Here is a 16820-nt window from a genome sequence, read left to right as displayed (position 1 = left end):
GGTTGATAAAACGTCAACATTTGCTCACAATTCAGTCGTCATTTCAAGCTTTTCTGTACAATGGGTGTACATGTATGTTCCCGGAGTTATAGAAATGCTCTGATCGTGTAATCCTTGCTAGTAACAAGTTCTTCGGTAGGGGGGATTAACCTGGAACAGGTCTACTTTTATTTAGTGGGAGCGTTCATTGTCTCCCATATTCCAATCGTTAGGCAGGTATTTGCTACTGTTAATACGCTCATTCATGAATCAGGCCATGCGATTGCAGCACTGCTTACAAGCGGAAAAGTCTATTCGGTTTCCTTATTTTTAAACAGTGAGGGTCTGGCTCAAACAGGGACTCGTTCGTGGCTAAGCAAGTTCATTGTTAGTTATGCGGGCTATACCTTTTCATCAGCGATCGCTTTTATTTCTTTCTACTTTATTTCAACCGGCAGAACCGCTGTCATTTTTTACGGATTATTTACTCTGGCTATTATTAACCTTCTTTTCTGGATTCGGAATGTTTATGGGATCCTTTGGTTATTTGGCTTTCTTGGATTTTGCCTATACATTGAATACAATCAGCTATCTGCTCTCAAGGAACATTTCACCCTTTTTGTCGCTTGTATCGTCCTCATCCAATCGGTGTCTACTTCATTTGCAGTCCTCTACCTTAGTCTTATTCAACCATCTCGTGCCGGTGATGCGACAAACCTAGCAAAGCTAACATTCATTCCAGCCACACTATGGGGATTTGTCTTTTTCGGTCAATCCATCGTCGTACTCTATTATGTTTTCACGCTTTTTATCATATAAATGAGAGATATTTGGTAAAATGGGAAAGAGATTGAGAGAGGAAAGGAACATCACTGATGGAAAGCAGCCTGCATAAGCACTTTAAAACACAAGCCCTCTACTGGCTAAAAGGGAAAATGACAGATTTATGTGCCAATGAAGTGAAGCTTTTTGTAAAACGGAAGAAGTTAAAAGCGGATGCTCTTGGCATAAACCTTAAACGAAAAGAAGCACGCATTATTGAAGTCAAGGTGTCACGAGCTGATTTTAAGCGTGATGATGTCTTAGATGCATCCTATGGGTACCATGCGATTGCTGATTACGCCTATATTATGACGCCTGTAGGATTGATTAGTCATGACGAGCTACCTAAAGGATATGGCCTATTAGAGATTGATGAATTCGATACGATTACCGTTAAGAAAAATCCTGTCCGTAATCCTAAACCGATCGTCAAACTGGAGACACTGATCAAACGAACGGGACGTGCCGCTACGAATGCTGTCTTATTTCAAGAGTTATCAAAAGAAACAAAAGATCAGACGAATGGTGCCTTTTCAAAAGGAGCAACGGTGCGACTCATTCGTGCAACTTGTCCGACATGTAAACAGCGCAAAAAGTATTTAGTTCGTATGGATCAAGAGAATATTGCTTGCGAATCGCGTAGCTGTAACGCGTTAATCCCACTTACACATGCCAGAGTGCATACGGTCACGTCATACAACAAGGACTTTTACAAGCAGCTTCAACAGTTAATGGAAGAACAGTAACAAAGAGCGATTAGTTAAATCGATTGTGATCATCGGTTTAGAATGGTAAAGTTATACGGAAAGAAATCAGTACAATAGGTTCGTAACAGATCATTGTTACACAACCGTAATCTGGAGGTACTATGTTAACATTTGAAGAAAAATTAGCGATTATTGAATCCTTCCCTGAACTAGAAAGGAAGGATGTCTCATTAGGACGAGTCAATTTTCATTACAACGAGAGTGCATACGATGTATTAAATGTCGTCTATCACCTACACCCGAATGGGAATGGCTTTGTTTATGCCGGAAAATTGAGCGGCTATGATACAAATAAAAAAGGATTGGTCAATATCCGCAACTTTAGCGAGGACGAACTTCGCACGATTGTAGCAGAGGCGATCGATTCTCTTACTGCAACGGAACAAGACCTACATGAAGAAGAGATCTGGATCAATGAGAACACGATGACACTACGATTAGTGCAAGAAGAAGACATGTGGAATGTTTATACAGATGATGACCGCTTAGACGGTACGTTCAACACATACCGAGAAGCGATGAACTATTTAGAGGAAGAAGGCTTCTCACTGATCTAATAACCAGGCACACTGAAGACCGCTGTGACAGGATGCAGCGGTCTTTTTCAATTTAAAATCGTTTGGAACCGCATTGACTATCCTAAAAAAATTGTCATATGTTCGTTGACAACTGGTTGCTAAAAAGATCGTAAGGTTCGTTTGTAACATAGGTGGACACCTTTTTGTTATACTGTATGATAGTGTAATAATGATTGACCATATTTAATTCTATATTTTTAAAACGGTACGTGAAATTTATATGGAGGTTCATCTAAACCCCTTTCGTCGCTTGTACATAGATCGATTCAATTAGAAGAAATATAAGGTAAACATACTAACCATTGTAAATGAGGGATTGCTATGAATTTTAAAGACTTTTCTATTAGTCACGACATCCAACGCACACTAAAGCAATTAAACTACACGACCGCTACGCCAGTGCAGCAAAAAGTGATTCCACTCGCTCTTAAAAAGCAAGACATGATTGTCAAATCACAGACTGGAAGTGGCAAGACGGCATCGTTTGCGATCCCGATTTGCGACATGGTTGATTGGGATAACAATAAGCCGCAAGCGTTAATCCTCACGCCGACCCGTGAGCTCGCTGCTCAAGTGAAAGAAGACATCATTGCGATCGGACGGTATAAACGAGTGAACGCTGTTGCCCTCTTTGGCAAACAATCATTTGAAAAACAAAAGTTAGAATTAAAGCAAAAAACACATGTTGTCGTCGGTACCCCTGGACGAGTGTTTGATCATATAAAAAAAGGAACATTAGCCCTCGGTCAGATTGAGCACCTGATTATTGATGAAGCTGATGAAATGTTAAATATGGGGTTTATCGATCAAGTTGAAGCGATTATCAAGGAATTACCGCAATCAAGAGTGACCTCACTCTTTTCTGCTACAGTACCTGAAGAAATTAAGGTGCTCTGTCGACGGTATATGCAAGAGCCGACCTATATTGAGATTGAAAGCTCTCAAGTAACAAAGAACACCATTGATCACTCCGTCATTGAAGTCAGGGAAGAAAAGAAACTTTCCATTCTCCAAGATGTCACGATCGTCGAAAACCCAGATAGCTGCATCATTTTTTGTGGAACACAGCAACAAGTCGATCAATTGCATCAGCAATTAAAGCGAGCCAATTATTCTTGCCGAAAAATTCACGGTGGTCTAAAGCAAGAGGATCGCTTTGCTGTCATGAACGATTTCAAAAGAGGCACATTTCGTTATTTAATCGCAACAGATGTAGCGGCTAGAGGGATTGATATTGAAAACATTAGCTTAGTGATCAACTACGACGTCCCTGATGAAAAAGAAAGCTATGTTCATCGGATCGGACGAACGGGCCGCGCCGGCAAATCTGGAAAAGCGATCACGCTTGTTACTCATTACGAACAAAAATACATCAAAGACATTGAAGAGCTTCTCGGTTTGCCAATCCGTATTCAACCAGCACCGTCAAAGGAGGCTGTCACAAAAGCAAAGCCCGAATTTAATGAAAAAATGAAAGCTCAAACAACCCTTAAAAAGGATAAAAGTGATGTACTCGAAAAAGATATTATGAAACTTTACTTTAACGGCGGTAAGAAAAAGAAGTTACGGCCGGTTGATTTTGTCGGCACGATAACAAGCATTCCAACGATAACCGCCGATGATATTGGCATTATTTCCATTCAAGAACGTGCAACCTATGTTGATATTCTTAACGGTAAAGGCCAAACGGTGCTCGAAGCGATGAAGGATAAAACGATTAAAGGCAAACAATTAAAGGTCCACAAAGCACGTTGAATCCCCCTCTTGCTGTTGCACTCCATCCTCGTATCCAACTAAAACTAAAAAAGGAGACCTAACGGGTTCGGTTTTGGAAGTGGAAATTTCCATCAAAAGCATATGTATCCATAAAAAAACTGCCCCCTCAATTGTTAGTTGTGTCTAACAATTGGGGTGCAGTTCTATTTTCGGGGCTATTTAGTCCTTCATCAGCTTCATGAAGGACAGTTCCTCCTGATTCTGAGCCCCTTTTGTCCTTCATCACCTTTATGAAGGACAGTTCCTCCTGGTTCTGAACCGCTATTGTCCTTCATCGCCTTTATGAAGGACTTTTCCTCTCGGTTCAGAGCCTCTTTTGTCCTTCATCGCCTTTATGAAGAAAGGCTTCCGTCACTTCAATAAACGTAGTTTCAACCCCTCCCCCTACTTCTAATGAAACATACGTCCTACGCCTTCTCGCTTTCTTCCCACTTTGCTATTTCATCGCGAACGCGAGGAGCGACCTCTTTTCCTAACCGTTCAATTGCTCCCATCACATCGTCATGTGGCATCGAACCAACAGGGACATGGAGCATAAAGCGTGTAATGCCGACTTCTTTGCGCAGATGAATAATTTTTTCAGCGACGTAATCTGAATCACCGACATATAACGCACCTTCAAAGCTACGTGCATAATCAAAAGATGAGCGATCGTAATGGCCCCACCCTCTCTCACGACCGAGCATATTCATCACATACTGTGTGGATGGGAAGAACTTATCCGCGGCGGTCTCTGTATCTGTATCAATGAAGCCGTGTGAATGTGAGGCAATCGGTAATGTTGAGACGTCATGTCCTGCCTCTTTTGCGGCCCGCTTATATAGTTTGACAAGTGGAGCAAACTGAAGCGGTCGTCCTCCGATAATGGCGAGCACAAGCGGAAGTCCAAGCACTCCAGCACGCATGACTGATTCCGGATTCCCACCACTTCCTATCCATACAGGTAACGGATCTTGGACCGGTCGTGGATAGACACCGCGATCGTTAATCGCTGGGCGGTGCCCTCCCCGCCACGTGACTTTCTCTGACTCACGAAGCTGCAACAATAGCTCTAGCTTCTCATTAAATAATTCATCATAGTCATGTATATCATAACCAAATAGCGGGAACGATTCGATGAATGAGCCGCGACCAGCCATAATTTCAGCACGACCATTTGAAATCGCGTCGACGGTTGAGAAATCTTGAAACACACGGACAGGGTCAGCCGATGAAAGCACAGTCACCGCACTTGATAGTCGAATACGTTTTGTTTGTGAAGCTGCAGCGGCTAAAATAATCGCTGGCGATGATGCCGCAAAATCTTCACGATGATGTTCACCGACACCAAACACATCCAATCCAACTTGATCAGCCAAAGTAATCTCTTCAACCACTTCCCTTATTCGCTCTGCATGACTTATCACCTTGCCAGTCTTAGGGTCTGGCGTTGTTTCTACAAAGGTACTAATTCCAATTTCCAAAGGGTCTAACCTCCTAATTTTGTTTCCGAAATTTTCTTTCGCTATGTAAACATTGTCTTCATCCTATTTTGATACGATTATTGATTAAATACAAGTGATTTGTCTACTGCTTGATTATATTTTAAGTCTCTTGGGTGCACGAAGAAACAGTAGGGCCAACTCAAACAAAAAACGGTCCCCTTTCACATTGCCGTAAAGAGACCGTCCTCCTATTAGTTCCCTAGATATTTTCTTCTAAGTTCCTTTTCTATTCCTTCTTTTTTGGCTTGCTTCATTAATTCAATAAACATCACTTGTTGCTCTGAAGGTATATTGGCAAGTCTGCTATCTTGTATATCATGGTTGACAGCACTGTGCAGTGGATTATCAAACTGTCCATCCTTAGACACCTTACCACCCCAACTATAAAGAACCTAAAAGGTTTCCCACATCCTTTTAGGCCCTCACCCCACTTTATTATTAGATCGTTTAAAAGATCCTTTGTAGTAATGCCGCCATTTGTGCCCTTGTTAATATTTGTTTCGGTTGAAAGGAGCCATCCTCAAACCCACCAAAATAACCTGCTTGATAATTTGATAAAATTTCATGATACGCCCAATGGTCACTCGTTATATCTGTAAAAGGATTTTCAAAAAGCTCCTTCTCTTCTTCGTCTAAAAACAGTCGATATAAAATAACCGCCATTTGTTCTCTCGCAATTTCATCATTTGCACCGAAGCGATGAGTCGTTACCCCTCTCATAATCCCGTGTTGATGAATAATTCTAATAGAATTATAAGCCCAATGTGAAGGACTTACATCGGTAAACGGAAGTGTATCTGGACTTATTTCTTTTAAGTCTAAAACTCTAACGATCACTGTTGCAGCTTCCGCTCTCGTTAGGTTTGTATTTGGTGAAAAAGTATTCACACCTTTCCCTACCATCCATCCTTTTCCATAAACAAAATGAATCGAAGAATACGCCCAATGTGAAGCCGGGACATCAGTAAAGGTAACTTTACTGTTTTCTTCTTGTCTTTCATCTTCCTTTTTCTCTTCTGGTATATCGATTTCTTGTTCTGCTTCTTGTCCTTCATCGACTTGTTCAGGCACTTCAATCACATTTTCTTCTTCTGGTTTTTCATAGACTTGTTCGTCTTCTGGAGCTTGGTAAGTATTTTCTTCCTCTCGTACATCATCTACATATTCTTCTTTCGGTGTAGCTTCTTTAAATTCATCATCGTCCATTTCTTTAAATTGCACAAGACCCTGCCCGTACCAATTTGATGGTTCCCCAAGAGGTAGCGTATGCGCATGCATGAGATCTCTTAGTTCGCTGTTTGTTAATTCAGGATAGGCCTCCATATATAAAGCAAGAATTCCTGAAACAAAAGGAGCAGCCATACTCGTCCCACTCATTGATCCATATGTGTTATCTAAATAAGTACTTAAAATGTTTACACCCGGAGCGACGACCTCCATCGCAGGACCAACTGAGGAGAATTCCCCTCGTTGATTGTTTGAATCAACAGCACCAACAGCTATAACAGACGAATATTGTGCTGGATAATTTATCGTGTCCTCTTTCTCTGTTCCAGTATTCCCTGCTGCTGCTACAATCAGTAATCCACTTTCGTACGCTCTATCAACAATTTCTTTAAAGCTTGTTGAATGAGTCGTCGCTCCTAGACTTAAATTAATAATATCTAAATCATTTTCGATCGACCAATCAATCGATGCAATCATATTTGATAACATCCCACGTCCCTCATGATCTAACACCTTTAGCGCGTATAAGTCGATGCCTGGTGCGACCCCTTTAACACCGATTCGATTATGCAATGAGGCAATAACTCCAGCCACATGTGTACCGTGTCCTTGATCATCATGATAACTTTCTGTGTAATCAACAAACGAATGACCTCCAACAACATCCAAATCTCTATGGATTAAGTCTATTCCTGTGTCAATCACACCAATTTTGATGCCTTTACCGGTGTACCCTAGATCCCAAGCATTTAATGCATGAACTTGCTCCATCCCTGGATCATGTCTCTCCCGCAAGACCATCACAGGTTGATCTCGTTCAATCGATTTAATGGCGGGATTTCTCGCCAACGCCCCAATCGCAATTTCGGGAATTTCAGCGGTAACCATTGGTACTGAGGATAATTCGTGTTTTATAGTCCCGCTTATCCTAGTAATCAGTCGATCGTCCACGTTTTCTTCAAAAGAAATAATCACGGGTACAAGGTGTGAATTTGCTTCAGTTTTTGCCAGCGAAGCAAATGGAGAAAAACAAAGCAATAAAATAAGAAATATAACTGTCTTTTTCATGACATCCTCCATGTTCGTTTCTAACTCATTTATATACTAGTCCATTAATAGTAAAAGCTGATCCCCTTCGGCTTTTCCCCATTTTCCTTACTAGCTAAACGTTCCTCTTTTAAATCTAGAACAGAAGAGTTAGACGGTCAATGACTAAAAATTGTTAAAACTCTAAATCAAAGCTAACCTATCATTGCGAGAAGTAAAGACTACGCCGAATGAACTTTAACAACAGCCCATTTCTAAAAAAATAAGAGCGAACAACATCATGTCGTTCGCTCCTCTTCACATCTATTATCTTTCATGATCAAATCCCGATGGATCATCATAGTCATAGCGGAGTCCATCACCTTGAGCGGAAGCGCTCGTTTTTGCTTGGGCCTCTTCCACCTTATTTTGTGTAGCTTCTACGTTTTGGTTCGTTGCTTTTTGTTGCTTTTGTCCGTTTGAATTCACGTTTATCCCTCCAAAAGAATTCATATGCCCGTAGTATTTCGCCAGCAAAAAGTTCTATACGTTTGCTAAATAATAAACGTCACGATCGTATATAACACCGTTGTGATCCCCGCTGCAATAAGGGCTGGTTTTAATTTATATTTTGCATAATCAATTACTTTCAGGTTTAAGATTTTCGCAATCGTATTCGTGTCATCACTTAATGGAGAAGCAAATGCTCCGAATGATCCGCTCGCAAACACGGCCCCAATCACTAATGGTAGGGATACATCACCGGCTAGGGCGAGTGAAATTCCTAGTGGCATCAAGATCCCCCACGTTCCCCAGGCTGAACCAATAAAATAAGAGACGGCTGCTCCGAAGACAAAAATTAACGGTGCGATAAACATTTGCGGAATCCAGCCAGAATGTGCGGTCACAAACTCGGAAAACCCAAGGTCATCGGTAATTGACGATAACCCCCAAACAACCGATAGCAATAAAATAACAGACATTAATTCATTTCCACCGATAATAAAGCCTTCAATGAGATTGCTTAACTTAAACCGTTGCCCGAGGTATAGAATCATCGATAAGACAACAGTAAAAAGGAGGGCAATCACCATCGCTTCCATCACTTCGGCTTTAATAAATGCTTCTGGAAAGCCGTACCCTTTTTCATAGCCACTCCACCACGTTAAAAATAATGTTAGAACAATCACCATAATTAACGGAAGTAATAAGTTCATCGGCTTAATCGGTAGTTCTTTTCCTACCGCAGGGTGACAATTATGCCAATCCTCCTCCTCTTCGACATGATCATCCAATTTCGTAGGTGCTTTTGATTTATCTTTTGAATGATGAAAGAAACTTAAATACACACCTAGCACGATCGTCACGATCGAAAAGAAATTAAACGGTATGCTTTGAATAAATAGTGAATAAGGATCAAGTTCGACGCCCTGATTTCCGGCCGCGATTTGAATAATCGAAACCATATAACCGACAAATGCCGTTGCCACTGGGATCAACACGATGATCGGTGTCGCAGTGGTTTCAATGACAAAACCAAGCTCTTCGGTTGTCATTTTTACTTTTTTAAGTAACGCACGCATGATTGGAGCAATCGTTACGAAACGGAATGTCGGTGCAACAAACGTTCCAATCGTCGACACATACGTTAGTAAAAGTGCCTGTTTTCTTGTTTGAATCTTTTCCGATGCCTTTTCAACGAACCCTCGAATACCACCTGTCATCTTGATCATCCCGACAAGTCCGGAAAACGCATATAAAAAGACAATGATTTTAATATTTCCTGGATCAATCACGGCTTCAACGACGTAGGTAAACATCGTCGTCATGCCTCCAATAATAGAAGGCTCCATAATATATGAGCCAACCAACAATCCAAGGAAAAGTGCGGGGAGTACTTGTTTCGTAAAAATAGCAATTGGTATTACAACTAAAAACGGGACAATTGAAAGCCAAGCTGCCTCCATCTACATCACCTATCTTTACTTCGTTCTTTAACTAATGCGAACTTAGCTTTTGATTGCGGTGAAAATTTATACTTTGAATCTAAATACCAAAGTAGACGTCGTTATCTTGGCTTGTACCCTTGCTTTTTGTACGTGTCGAGTAAAATTTGTAGCCTTTCAATTTCTTTATCCGTTAGCTCTTCAACCCTGTCGAGCTCACCCTTTATATATTCAATGGTCGGATTCTCTTTGTTATTTTTGTTATTCAAAAAGTAAGTAGCGATTGAGCTTGTCACTAATCCGAGTAATGCAATGCCAAACATCATTAAAATAACCGCAATGATTCTTCCAACAATTGTTTCTGGAGAAATGTCACCATAACCAACAGTAGTTGATGTAACGATTGCCCACCATACAGCATCGGTGTACGTATAAATACTTGGTTCAAGAATTCTTATCGGAATTGATGTAACAAATATTAGTACAAACAATGCAATGATAACTTTGTCAAGATTATTCGTTTTTAATACGGCGTAAAAAGGCTTAAAATAATGGCTTAAAATAGCAAACGCACGGATTAGCCTAAATAATCTTCCTAAACGAGCAAGCCTAAAAATACTATCCAACGGAATAACTGCGATGATATCAAGAGGATGACTCTTTAAATACTGAAGCCTATCTTTGCTGATTATAAATCGTACCAAAACATCAATGAAGAAAATAAACCATACGATAAAATCAAGGCTATGAAGCCAATCACTGGTCGACCAAATGGTAACCACCGAGAAAATAGCTAAGACTGCCATTAGGATTTCATACGTTAAGACAACCGTCTTTCGATCAATAACTGATCCTTTTGGTGGATGTTCTCTACTCTCCAGTCTCATCACCACCCATAGAGCCCTTATTATCCTTCTGTTCATTAGATTTCCCTTAGCGAACTTCATTTTATGTAGGAAATCGTACTGATCTCTAAATCCATACTACATGTTTTAGAGAAACAAGAAAAAGCTATAAGCAAGAATATGTGATGGAGGAGATCTCTGTGAACAAAAGACTATTACTACTTCTAACGATTTGCCTCATTTTAGTGAGCTGCACCCCAATCCAAAAAGGTGCTAATGATCAAGGGAATGTAGAAAATAAAGGCCATACAACAGAGAACGAGAATCATCTCACAAATCTTGCAGAACGCCCAAGCTTTCCAGATATAGATGACCATTGGGCAAAAGAAGAAATCATCTATTTAAGACATCGTGAGATCATTGGGGGCTATCCCACTGGTGACTTTGGCCCAAATGACGACATTCAACGGGTTCATGCTGCTTTGATGATTCAGCGTGAATTAAATTTCGACACAACGAATCGCCCAGACCCCGCCTTTTTAGATGTCACTCAAGATCACCCTGATTATGACGTGATCGCTACATTAGCCGATGAAGGTATTTTTACGGGCGATGAAAACGGAAATTTCAATCCAAATGATTCATTAAACCGTGCCGAAATGGCTGCTATTTTACAACGAACCTTCCACCTAGAAGGAGAAGGACATTTTCAATTTTACGATGTTCCATCAGACTTTTGGGGTTTAGATGAAATCCAAACGTTGGTTGCCAACCAAATCACAATTGGCTACCCGGACCGCTCATTTAAGCCTAGAAATAATATTACAAGAGCGGAATTTTCCACCTTTATGGCGCGAGCTCTTGATGAACGGTTCCGTGTTGAGATCGAAGAGACAGTTACGGATGATGAGTTGGAAGTCCACTTTCTTGGTGTTGGTCAAGGCGATGCCTCATTCATCGAATTGCCAAATGGAAAGACGATATTGATTGATGCTGGAACGCAAACAGCAGGTGAAAAAGTCGTATCCTACTTACAAAAGGCAGGTATAAGTTCGATTGATTTAGTTGTAGCCACTCATGCCCACGCTGATCATATCGGTGGCCTCCTTCCGGTTTTACAAGAAATTGAAGTGAAGAATATCTTAGATAGCGGTCGTACACATACATCACAAACCTACTTAAACTATTTGGGGTTGGTTGATGAAAAAGAGATTCCACTAGAAGTCGCGGAAGTTGGGTCTCAACTGGACCTCGACCAATCCGTACAGTTGACGGTGTTAAATACCGGAGATGAACAAAAAAGTTTAAACAATTCATCTGTCGCACTAAAACTAGACTACGATGAAGTAAGTATTCTATTTACTGGAGATGCTGAACAAGCTATTGAAGAAGAAATGGTAAACTCATTTGATTTATCTTCTGACATTCTTCAAGTTGGTCACCACGGCTCGAGGACGTCATCAACAGAAGTATTTTTAGCAAATGTCAAACCAAAGGAAGCGGTTTTATCATATGGTGAAGGGAACCGTTATAACCACCCGCATGAAGAGGTTGTACAACGCTTTAATGAGCAAGGCATCAATCTTTATTCAACAGCAACATCTGAAGATATTATTGTTGTAACCGATGGACGATCGTACGAAGTGAAAAATTCACCTTGGGATGGTGCAGGGAATCCTGAAGGGTCTACTGGTGATGAAGAATCTCACGTCTTCCCAATTAATATCAACACTGCAAATGAAGAAGAATTACAGCAAATTACAGGAATCGGTCCAGAATATGCAAAACGAATTATTGACTATCGCCAAACATATGGTCCATTCACTACAATCGAAGACATTCAAAACGTCAGCGGAATTGGGCCTGTAACCTTTGAAGGGATGAAAGATCAAATTATCACTTAAGGAGTGTTCTCATGAGTAAATACACCGTCGACCTGATTGAAGCAGAAATCGCCACCCTTTTGTTACGTAGCGATGAAACGGTTGTAAAAGAAGTCCCAACCCATCAACTGCCTCCGAACCTTAAAGAAGGAGATATCATCGAGATTTCATTTGCAGCAGATGGAACTACGGTCTTACAAGCAGCCATTCTTGAGAATGACACAAAACAAGCGAAGCAAAAGGCAGATGCGCTATTACAGAAAATACTTGCGAAAAATAAAAAGCAATAGCGTAAAGGCTCTTCCCTTACGCTTCAATAAATTGGAATAAGAAAATGCCCAGAGATGGGCATTTTCTTAAAAACGTTCGTTTACGACGATCTCATCTAATGAGAAACGGTCAGTTGGATGTGCTGGAGCAGCCGCATAGCCAATCGTAATCATCATCGATGGCAGATAACGTTGTGGAATATTTAATTTTTCAACAATCGCATCACGGTCAAATCCACCAATTGGACATGTATCAAGGTCCAATGCCTTAGCAGCTAGCATGAGTTGCATCGCAGCAAATGAAGCATTACGAATCGCTTCATCAACAGCGAAATTTGGTACATTTTCGTAGGCTTGTTTAATGTTTCCTAGCAACGTCTCCTTTACTTCTGTAGGAGCATCTTTATAAACGATTTCACCATTCTGATCAGCTTCTGTATCACCTAAGACAATAATCACCGCCGAAGCATCAGAAACCTGTTCTTGCCCATATGCAATCGGAACTAACTCATCTTTTCTCGTTTGGTCTTCGACGACGACAAACTTCCAATGTTGAAGGTTCCAGGCTGATGGTGCCGTTCCTGCCATTTTCAATACCTTTTCCAACGTTTCTCTTGGGATTTTTTCGCCCCTTTTATATTTACGAACGCTAGAACGCTCCTCCATCACTTTAAAAATATCCTTATTAGCTAGTTGTTGCACCTAAACTCTCCACCTTTCGAATCTAAAACTCATTTACTCGTATAGTATTGGTTACCAGCTAGAGAATCATGATTTTCCCTTCTTCACATCTCAAGTTGGGATATCTCCAATTCGTAATATATGGTAATATATTCTGATAAATTTCGTCAACAAATTACACTTACACACCGTTAAAAATATATACAGCCACTCAAAGAGCTTGAGTGACTGTATCAGACCCTAGTTTTTAAATGATTTCCAAAAGGCACCTTCTACATCAATTAGCCCGATCAACTCTTCATATCGGATAAAAAAGGTTGGAAATCCTGCAGCATACGCAGCAATCTCATATGGTTGAAAATAAATCGCTAGCCGGTCTTCTGTAATATAAAACGGTTGATTCGGTTGTATCCCCTCATATTGATCCAAAAAATAGTAAGTATCGCCTTGAGTTGCTTCTTCCTGCATTTGCTTTTCAACCAGATCACTAATCACCTTCACATAATCGCTATCAGGCTTAAACAGATCACTTAATTCATAAATAGCTCCCGTCATTAAGTCAATGTGGACGTGCACTTGATAAGGCATGCCATGTGCAGCACCAAATGGATAATGGTACCCTTCTATCTTGATCACAAGCAGATCTTTTTTGAAAAATTCGACTGCAAACGTACCAAAATAATTATAATCGAGTGGCTCATTCTCAGGCACGTTCATCGCTTTCGCCTTTTGTTTCAAATAGGCATTGACTTGCTCTTGTGCATTTTCGTTATGCAATCCTTCGACGTGTGGATAATACACTAAATAATCCTTGTTTGGATTGTACTTCTTCATACGAATACGGTACTGATCATTTAACGGAAAAAGTGAGTTTGGCTTGTAGACAACCTCTCCTTGCCGGTTATAGTACAGTAAACGATGATCAACATGAGCCTGAATGATGTTTCCTTCAAGATCTAGTGACCCTATCCCCGGTATAACCGGTAAAGATGTAGCAGCATCCCCACTTCGGTCAATAAAAAAACTTGATCGATCGACCGTAACAGTGCTTAACCCTTCTTTATACTCACCAACATGATCATAAATAAAATCGGTGAGGAGATATCCATTAAGATCTGCAATCGCATAGATCGAACCAACAAATGGTTGTTGCGAGTCGCTCGCGATACCAACGGCAATCCGTTGTTCACCTAGTGGCTTACAATCATGATACTTGGGTGGAATGATAAAGCGACCTGCCTTGTCAATGACACCATACTCGTTCTTCATTCCATCAGACGTATTAACAACCGCTCGCCCCTCTTGAAAAGGCAATGCGGTTGAAAACTGTGGCGAAATGACGATACGGCCTTGTTCATCGACATATCCCCACGGGTCATTAAAGGTTTTCTTATAGGCAATCAATCCTTCTTGATAACCCATCATTAGCGCATAGGGAAAGGTTTGAATAACCTCTCCTAATTTATTAATGATCGCAAATTTGCTCTCTCCGATCTGTACAAGGGCTTTATCGTCTGTAAAATCATAGGCGTTTTCAAATTGGGCGGGGATCACTTCATTCCCATCTACATCCAAATACCCGTACTGAACACTCCCACTAGACGTACGTGCAGTAAAGATGGCTCGTTGTCCCTTGAACGGTTTGATTAATGGATATGCTTTTTGGGTTAACTCTCGACCTAATTCATCAATGATTTTAAACCCTGCCTCATCCATAACGATGGCTCGCCCTTCAGTAAAAGGCAACATCGAAAGGTACGTAGGCGGTAGGACAAAGCGTCCAGTCTGATCAATCAAACCCGTTTTTCGTTTTTCGGTAACAATCGCGAGACCGTTATCTTGAAAATCATTCGCTTCATCAAACCTTGGCTTGAGGATGAAGCGACCACCTTCATTAATGTAACCCCACCTTTTGCCGTTCTTTGTATTGACATAGGCCGGGAGCAATTGCTTGTGTAATGTTCCACTATTTACCATTCCCATTTTAGACATCCACCTTCACATGACATTCGTTGCGTTATTATACGAGTCCATATCGAAGGTGGTGAGCTTTTTTGCATTAAAAAAGTGCCTGTCCGTGAAAAAGACAAGCACTAAAAAGCTTATGTACGTGTTGGCTCAACGAGTTGCAATAACTCTCCATTCGGTCCATGAAAGAAGATTGTCTTCGCCCCATCAACAGAGCGATTTATTGTTTCCGAATTGAACACGACACCTTTTTTCTTATAGTAATCAATCGATTCCTCGATATGATCGACCGTAAACGCTAGGTGATTGACAATACCAACACTAGAATATTCCGTTCCTTCTTTCATATCTTGCATTAATTCGATCTCGACTTCAGGTTGATGTTCGTGATAGAGAAAAGCTAAGTACCTTATCCCATTATCTCCTTTTGCACGTAGTTTGAACCCAAACATATCACAGTAGTAGTCAATCGATTCTTCAATATCTTTTACGATAATTGCTGTATGCTCTAGTTTTTTGATCATTAAAATCCCTCCATCCTATTACTAACTATTGTACCAAAATTTTGTTATGATTCTACTAAAAAAGAGAGAAGCTGCCCAGAGTGGCAACTCCTCGATTTATCCTACTCATTAATTTTGTTAATAAGTGTACCTAGCCCGTCAACTTCAAGCTTTACTTCATCACCTGGTTTTAACCAACGATGAACCTCAGGTCCTAATTCAAGTATGCATCCTGTCCCAACTGTCCCAGACCCTATAATTTCTCCTGGTTGTAGTGGAACACCAGCTGACGCGCGTTCGATCATCTCATGGAACGTGTAGTAGATACTCTCTGCGTTCCCTTTTGATAATAGTTTCTCATTAACCTTTGCTGTCATCTCTAAATTGAAACGATCGCCTTTTCGGTACGTTTCTAACTCATCTTTTGTTACCAAATAAGGACCAACTGATGTTGCAAAATCCTTTCCTTTTGCTGGCCCAAGTCCAACTTTCATTTCTTTCATCTGTAAATCTCTCGCCGACCAGTCATTTAATATCGCATAACCAAAAATATATTCTTCCGCATCCTCTGCTTTAATATTGATCCCTTCTTTACCGATAATACAGGCAATCTCTAATTCATAATCTAGCATTTGGCAAGCAGGAGGACGTGTGATTGGTTGGTTATTCCCTCTTAAGACAAGATGATTTGTAAAATAAAAGGCAGGGATTTCATACCACTCTGGAGCAACTGTAAGATTACTTCGTTTCGTCGCATTTACGATATGTTCCTCAAATGCCATAAAATCTCTCACACTAGGAGCATTGGGAAGTGGTGTCAGTAATTCAATATCAGAAATATCTATGCTGTCACGGAATTTACCAGCCTCAATCATCTCTTTTGCAATCGGTTCGTATACTTCATGATGCTGGATAAACTCCAAGAGCGTTTTTGGTAATCGTCCACTACTTGATTGTTCTAGATCAACCACCTTATCATCAACAATACAACCGGCTCTCTGTTCACCATTGGACTGTTTATAAGTCACGAGTTTCATCAAAGGTACTCCTTTCATACGATAATTCT

Annotated in this window: 16 protein-coding genes; 6 read left to right on the top strand and 10 right to left on the bottom strand. The window is 40.6% G+C overall.

Going from position 1 to position 16820, the window contains the following annotated elements; translation table 11 throughout:
* The first annotated feature begins 174 nt into the window (after positions 1-174).
* From KH400_RS13540 to KH400_RS13525, 4 genes are all read left to right on the top strand, one after another.
* Entirely contained in the window at positions 175-798 is a 624-nt protein-coding gene (locus tag KH400_RS13540) for a M50 family metallopeptidase (protein WP_217225355.1), read from the top strand.
* A 56-nt stretch (positions 799-854) separates the two neighbouring features.
* Positions 855-1547, top strand: coding sequence for a hypothetical protein (locus KH400_RS13535; RefSeq protein ID WP_217225352.1), 693 nt, complete (start codon positions 855-857; stop codon positions 1545-1547).
* A 122-nt stretch (positions 1548-1669) separates the two neighbouring features.
* Positions 1670-2125: a hypothetical protein gene (locus KH400_RS13530; RefSeq protein WP_217225350.1), complete on the top strand. Its 456-nt coding sequence runs from the start codon at positions 1670-1672 to the stop codon at positions 2123-2125.
* A gap of 342 nt (positions 2126-2467) precedes the next feature.
* The gene (locus tag KH400_RS13525) at positions 2468-3901 is read left to right on the top strand and encodes a DEAD/DEAH box helicase (RefSeq protein ID WP_217225348.1); all 1434 of its coding nucleotides are present in this window, start codon (positions 2468-2470) and stop codon (positions 3899-3901) included.
* A 428-nt stretch (positions 3902-4329) separates the two neighbouring features.
* On the opposite strand, the gene KH400_RS13520 is transcribed toward KH400_RS13525, so the two are convergent.
* From KH400_RS13520 to KH400_RS13495, 6 genes are all read right to left on the bottom strand, one after another.
* Positions 4330-5385 (bottom strand): LLM class flavin-dependent oxidoreductase, encoded by a 1056-nt coding sequence (locus tag KH400_RS13520; RefSeq protein ID WP_217225346.1) that lies wholly within the window; start codon positions 5383-5385, stop codon positions 4330-4332.
* 212 nt (positions 5386-5597) lie between these two features.
* Positions 5598-5774, bottom strand: coding sequence for a hypothetical protein (locus tag KH400_RS13515; RefSeq protein WP_217225344.1), 177 nt, complete (start codon positions 5772-5774; stop codon positions 5598-5600).
* 79 nt (positions 5775-5853) lie between these two features.
* Positions 5854-7701, bottom strand: a complete 1848-nt coding sequence (locus KH400_RS13510; protein ID WP_217225342.1) for a S8 family peptidase — start codon at positions 7699-7701, stop codon at positions 5854-5856.
* A 285-nt stretch (positions 7702-7986) separates the two neighbouring features.
* The gene (locus KH400_RS13505; protein WP_217225340.1) at positions 7987-8148 is read right to left on the bottom strand and encodes a hypothetical protein; all 162 of its coding nucleotides are present in this window, start codon (positions 8146-8148) and stop codon (positions 7987-7989) included.
* A 65-nt stretch (positions 8149-8213) separates the two neighbouring features.
* Positions 8214-9626, bottom strand: a complete 1413-nt coding sequence (locus tag KH400_RS13500) for a Na+/H+ antiporter NhaC family protein (protein WP_217225337.1) — start codon at positions 9624-9626, stop codon at positions 8214-8216.
* Positions 9627-9727: 101 nt separating this feature from the next.
* A complete protein-coding gene (locus KH400_RS13495) occupies positions 9728-10492 on the bottom strand; it encodes a potassium channel family protein (RefSeq protein WP_217225335.1) in 765 nt (254 codons plus the stop codon).
* 158 nt (positions 10493-10650) lie between these two features.
* Here KH400_RS13495 and KH400_RS13490 point away from each other — a divergent pair, with 158 nt between their 5' ends.
* Positions 10651-12354: an S-layer homology domain-containing protein gene (locus KH400_RS13490; RefSeq protein WP_217225333.1), complete on the top strand. Its 1704-nt coding sequence runs from the start codon at positions 10651-10653 to the stop codon at positions 12352-12354.
* Between the two features lie 11 nt (positions 12355-12365).
* On the top strand, positions 12366-12623 hold the full coding sequence (locus tag KH400_RS13485; RefSeq protein ID WP_217225331.1) for a DUF3006 domain-containing protein: 258 nt from the start codon (positions 12366-12368) through the stop codon (positions 12621-12623).
* 66 nt (positions 12624-12689) lie between these two features.
* On the opposite strand, the gene KH400_RS13480 is transcribed toward KH400_RS13485, so the two are convergent.
* From KH400_RS13480 to KH400_RS13465, 4 genes are all read right to left on the bottom strand, one after another.
* Positions 12690-13268 (bottom strand): nitroreductase family protein, encoded by a 579-nt coding sequence (locus tag KH400_RS13480; protein ID WP_217225488.1) that lies wholly within the window; start codon positions 13266-13268, stop codon positions 12690-12692.
* Between the two features lie 255 nt (positions 13269-13523).
* Positions 13524-15266, bottom strand: coding sequence for a WG repeat-containing protein (locus KH400_RS13475; RefSeq protein ID WP_246589558.1), 1743 nt, complete (start codon positions 15264-15266; stop codon positions 13524-13526).
* 119 nt (positions 15267-15385) lie between these two features.
* Entirely contained in the window at positions 15386-15775 is a 390-nt protein-coding gene (locus KH400_RS13470) for a VOC family protein (protein ID WP_217225329.1), read from the bottom strand.
* A 101-nt stretch (positions 15776-15876) separates the two neighbouring features.
* Positions 15877-16791: a fumarylacetoacetate hydrolase family protein gene (locus KH400_RS13465; protein ID WP_217225327.1), complete on the bottom strand. Its 915-nt coding sequence runs from the start codon at positions 16789-16791 to the stop codon at positions 15877-15879.
* Positions 16792-16820 lie beyond the last annotated feature (29 nt).

The sequence above is a fragment of the Desertibacillus haloalkaliphilus genome (assembly GCF_019039105.1).
Classification (GTDB): domain Bacteria; phylum Bacillota; class Bacilli; order Bacillales; family KJ1-10-99; genus Desertibacillus; species Desertibacillus haloalkaliphilus.
Note: the sequence above shows the minus strand (reverse complement) of the source record. Positions and strands in the feature narration are given on the sequence as shown.